The following is a 3,387-nucleotide window of genomic DNA, read 5'->3' on the forward strand; positions in this document are numbered from 1 at the left end:
AGTTCCGGTAAAGGTGGCTTCCTGCGAAATCGCCCAGATACCGACGATCCAGTCATCGCCGCCCAGGTCGGTTCCACCCTTTACGGATGCGCCGCCGGCACCGCCGGTGGTCATGGTCATGGGCGGGTTTACAAAAATCTGTCCGGGAAGGACAAAATCCTCGTCGTCGACTTCGTCGCCGACCATTTCGGATTTGGAGGCCAGTTGCTGCAGATACAGCGCGTACTGACCGGGGTTGGTGTTGTTGTCATCGCAACCCGAGGTCGCGGCGGCAACGAAGAGCACGAGGCACAATGCAAAGAACCGTTTCATGGGAAACTCCTCCAGGTGGTGCATTCCACGGATGAACTTGCAGGCGTTGATTTCGAGATGAAATGCGCCTGTTGCTGACAGGTTGTAAATGGATGTCGGGAGCCGGCAGCCCCCGTACGTCCCCTTTTCGCCGCGCGCAATTATAGCCGCCGCGCGGGCTGCGTGAAACCAGGGGAGCAGGCTTCTTTGCGGAAATCCTTACGCGCTGACCAGCCCGCGTCCGCGCAAAAATTCCCACATCAGTTCCCATAGCCGGTCCTTGCGGTCGGTCAGGCGGTGGTCGCCGTCTGCGAACAGGTGAAGGTCGATGCCCTCATACTGGCACTGGGTGGCGAAGGCGAGGACGCCGCGCCAGGGAACCGACTCGTCGTGCTTGCCCTGCAGAAGCAGCGTCGGCGTCTTGTACAGTGGAAGAAGTCGGGCGGTTTGTCGCGATTTCAGATCGGCGATCCACCCCCAGCCCAGCTCGCAGCTCACGAAGTCATTGCCGAAATCGACGACGCCGTCCTTTTGCCACTGCATGGTTTTTTCCGGGCCGGCCCAGAGCAGAAACCCTTCGTCCATGCCGAAGGCGGGAGCAATGTGCATCCCGCAGGCGATTCCCTCTGGGTTCATCGCGCTGTGCCAGATCGCGGTAAAGCCGCCCATGGAAGAGCCGATCAACCCCAGGCGAGCGTGACCACGCCCGGCCAGCATGGCCTGGATCGCCTTGAGGTCTTCGATATTGCGCTCGATGGTGAGCCCGCGCATGTCGGAGCCCGATTTGCCGTGGCCGCGAAAGTCGAAGGTGCAGAAGGCCAGCCCGTTCTCGAGCGCCCGTTCGCGCAGGAACTGCGCTTTCTCCCCCTCCTGGTCGGATCCGAACCCGTGCAGGAACACCAGACAAAGGGGGGCCTTCGCCCCGGCGGGCTCATCGAGGCGAAAACTCAGGTGGGAAACTTCCGCGCCGTCGGCATCGAGGATGGGAAGACGTTCAAAATCAGACATGGGGGGCTCCTCGGCTCGGGCGGGCAGGCCCGGGATTGCAGGGGATTCGGGACGAGATCAGAGCCATCCTCTATATCGGAACAAGCCCGTTTGCGCCACCCAGGGCATCCAAAATCAGCTCTTGGGTGCTTCTTGCACCCCAGCCCCGGAGCGGCTACAAAGGGAGCCTCCCGCGGGGGTTGTCAGGTGGTGACTGCCCTCTACCAGGCCGGGACCAGCAACCACCACACAGGCGGCCGTAGCTCAACTGGATAGAGCACTTGACTACGAATCAAGAGGTTGCAGGTTCGAGTCCTGCCGGCCGCGCCATTTACCGCTTCTTCACCAAATACACATGACGCCCTTCCAGCACGAGTTCGCCGCGCTGGTTGGTGAGTTCGCTACGCAGGGTGACCAGGCCCGTTGTGCGCTGGGGTTGAAGTTCCTCGACGATCAGTTTCGGATGGACCGTGTCGCCCAGATAGACCGGGCCGACGAAGCGGCTCGATTGTTCGAGGAAGGCGACCATGGATTCGTGCACCCTCGGGGCGAGCGTCGAGGCCCCCAGCACGGTCAGCGCGGTGTTGAGCAGCCCGTGGGATAGGCGCTCGGGTAGGCCGCGCCCTTTGCAGTATTCGAGATCGTAGTGGATGGGATGATCGTCGCCGGTCAAATCGGCGAACATCCCGAACTCTTTTTCGCCGAGCGTGCGCGGCGGGCTGGTGAACTCCTGTCCGGACTCGAAGTCTTCGAAGTAGAGCTGGCCTGAGATCATGATGCCCTCCGCGTGGCTGCTAGAACTGGGTACGGACAAAGCCCGCGAACATGACGGCAAAGCCGCCGAGCTCGGCGATGACCAGCGTGACCATGAAGGACGAGATGAGCCAACCGGGCAGTTCTCCATTACCCAGGCGGAAGGGCGGCTTGAGCTGGTTGTCGGTGTCGTTGAGCCAGCCGTGAACGATGTAGGGGAGCATGGCCAGGCCGAAGTAAACGACCTGCACCGCGACGAGGATCGAATTCACCCGCTCGGTGTATCCTGTCCACTTAGTGAACTCGGCAATCAGCAGGCAGGCGAAGGAATACAGAAGCGCTGCCCGGTGGGCGATGTCGACGTAGATAGGTGCCGCGGCATCGGGAGAGGTCATGATCTTCCGGTATTTCCAGACGCCGGTGAGCAGGCCGACGAGGAAGTATGTGCCGCAGGCGGTGATCGCGATCTTGTAAGCTGGTGTCATGCTTGAGCCACCCGTTGTTTGAGAATGGCTCCAGGTTAATCCAATTTTCAAATGAATGCTTGCGTGAGCCGGCGAGCGCGCTACATGCGGAAGATGCCGAAGCGCGTTTCCTCGATGGGCGCGTTGAGCGCGATGCGCAGGCCGCGGCCGACGACGTTGCGGGTCTGCGCGGGATCGATGATGCCGTCGTCCCAGAGGCGGGCGGTAGCGTAGTAGGCGTGGCCCTGCGTTTCGTATTGCTCGCGAATCGGGGCCTTGAAGGCTTCCTCATCTTCGGGGGGCCACTGATCGCCGGCAGCTTCGATGGCGTCGCGCTTGATGGTGGCCAGCACCGAAGACGCCTGCTCTCCGCCCATGACGGAGATGCGCGCATTGGGCCACATCCACAAGAAGCGCGGGCTGTAGGCGCGCCCGCACATACCATAGTTGCCGGCTCCGAATGAGCCGCCGATGATCACGGTGAGCTTGGGCACCCGCGCGCAGGCAACGGCCGTGACGAGCTTGGCGCCGTGCCGGGCGATGCCCTCGTTCTCATACTTCTTGCCCACCATGAAACCGACAATGTTTTGGAGGAACAGCAGCGGGATCTTTCGCTGGCAGCACAGCTCGATGAAGTGCGCGCCCTTGACCGCTGATTCAGAAAACAGGATGCCGTTGTTGGCGACAATTCCCACCGGGCAGCCCTGGACGTGGGCAAAGCCGGTGACCAGCGTCTTTCCGAAGCGCGCCTTGAACTCGTCGAACTCGCTGCCGTCGACAATGCGGGCGATGACCTCGCGAACGTCGTAGCCCCGGCGTGTTTCGCGGGAGATCACCCCGTAGACTTCGTCGGGTGAGTAAGCCGGTTCATTCCACGATGCGGGAAGTTCCA

The 3,387-nt window shown here is 61.8% G+C and carries 5 protein-coding genes and 1 tRNA gene; 1 reads left to right on the forward strand and 5 read right to left on the reverse strand.

Annotated elements, in window-relative coordinates; all coding sequences use genetic code 11:
* On the reverse strand, nt 1-312 hold a 312-nt coding region (locus KDH09_14815; GenBank protein ID MCB0220967.1), incomplete at its 3' end, for a hypothetical protein.
* Between the two features lie 198 nt (nt 313-510).
* A complete protein-coding gene (locus KDH09_14820) occupies nt 511-1,299 on the reverse strand; it encodes an alpha/beta fold hydrolase (protein ID MCB0220968.1) in 789 nt (262 codons plus the stop codon).
* A gap of 232 nt (nt 1,300-1,531) precedes the next feature.
* On the opposite strand from KDH09_14820, the gene KDH09_14825 reads away from it, so the two are divergent.
* Nucleotides 1,532-1,608: transfer RNA gene (locus KDH09_14825), tRNA-Arg, on the forward strand.
* Between the two features lies 1 nt (nt 1,609).
* Here the strand turns inward: KDH09_14825 and KDH09_14830 are convergent.
* The 3 genes from KDH09_14830 to KDH09_14840 form a co-directional block, all read right to left on the reverse strand.
* Nucleotides 1,610-2,053 (reverse strand): MaoC family dehydratase N-terminal domain-containing protein, encoded by a 444-nt coding sequence (locus KDH09_14830; GenBank protein ID MCB0220969.1) that lies wholly within the window; start codon nt 2,051-2,053, stop codon nt 1,610-1,612.
* Nucleotides 2,054-2,072: 19 nt separating this feature from the next.
* Nucleotides 2,073-2,516, reverse strand: a complete 444-nt coding sequence (locus KDH09_14835; GenBank protein ID MCB0220970.1) for a hypothetical protein — start codon at nt 2,514-2,516, stop codon at nt 2,073-2,075.
* Between the two features lie 80 nt (nt 2,517-2,596).
* Nucleotides 2,597-3,387: methylcrotonoyl-CoA carboxylase (locus KDH09_14840; protein MCB0220971.1), on the reverse strand; the 791-nt coding region annotated here is incomplete at its 5' end.

Source organism: Chrysiogenia bacterium, assembly GCA_020434085.1.
Taxonomy (GTDB): domain Bacteria; phylum JAGRBM01; class JAGRBM01; order JAGRBM01; family JAGRBM01; genus JAGRBM01.

Bases quoted from the DNA above. Each gene is read 5' to 3' on its own strand.
- KDH09_14835 (MCB0220970.1), bottom strand. From the start codon at position 2,516: ATGACACCAGCTTACAAGATCGCGATCACCGCCTGCGGCACATACTTC.
- KDH09_14830 (MCB0220969.1), bottom strand. From the start codon at position 2,053: ATGATCTCAGGCCAGCTCTACTTCGAAGACTTCGAGTCCGGACAGGAG.
- KDH09_14820 (MCB0220968.1), bottom strand. From the start codon at position 1,299: ATGTCTGATTTTGAACGTCTTCCCATCCTCGATGCCGACGGCGCGGAA.